Genomic DNA, 613 nt, shown 5'->3' on the forward strand with positions numbered 1-613 from the left:
GATCTGGTGTGAAGTCGAGATCGCGCAGACCGAGCGGTACGTCTCCCCCGTCACGCTGTGCACCACTTCGGGGATGCAGTTCCTCGCGCAGCCCAGAGAGCCTGACCGGTGGACGGGCGGCCGGCTGCGATTGGGTGACGAGGACCGATACCGCGTGGTGGATCTGGACCCGGACGCGGGAGGCATGTCGGTGGAGCAGATGCTGCGCAGCGTCCTGCGGGCGCTGGCGATCGAAGTCAACGGCGACGGTGGCTCGTTCGCGCCACCGAGTGTGCGGGCCACTGGCTTCGCGGTCGCCGAGATCGATCGACCGGACCGGCTGAAGGACCAACTCGACGACAGCCCGAAAGGTGAACCCGCTGTTCACCAGCCCGGCGCGCAGCCGGGTCCTGAGCTCAAGTTCGAACACCTACTCCGCGGCACCCGGCTGGAGGTGTGGGACGACCTGACCAAGAGCTGGCACAGTCTGCACGAGCGGTCGGTGGTCGCATCGTTCGGCAAGAACGAGATCTTCAAGTCCAACGACGACGTCGGCCACCTGCAAAACCCGCCGCTGAGTCAGGTTCCGGGCGACCCGGCCAACAATCCCTTCTACGTCCACGAGGTGCTGGCC

The 613-nt window shown here is 66.4% G+C and carries 1 protein-coding gene; it reads left to right on the plus strand.

From position 1 onward, the window contains the following. Positions 1 to 613, plus strand: a 613-nt coding sequence (locus IMZ11_RS43325) for a hypothetical protein (RefSeq protein WP_228649483.1), incomplete at both ends; no start/stop codon positions are given.

It is taken from the genome of Microtetraspora sp. AC03309 (assembly GCF_020826795.1).
GTDB classification, from domain to species: domain Bacteria; phylum Actinomycetota; class Actinomycetes; order Streptosporangiales; family Streptosporangiaceae; genus Microtetraspora; species Microtetraspora glauca.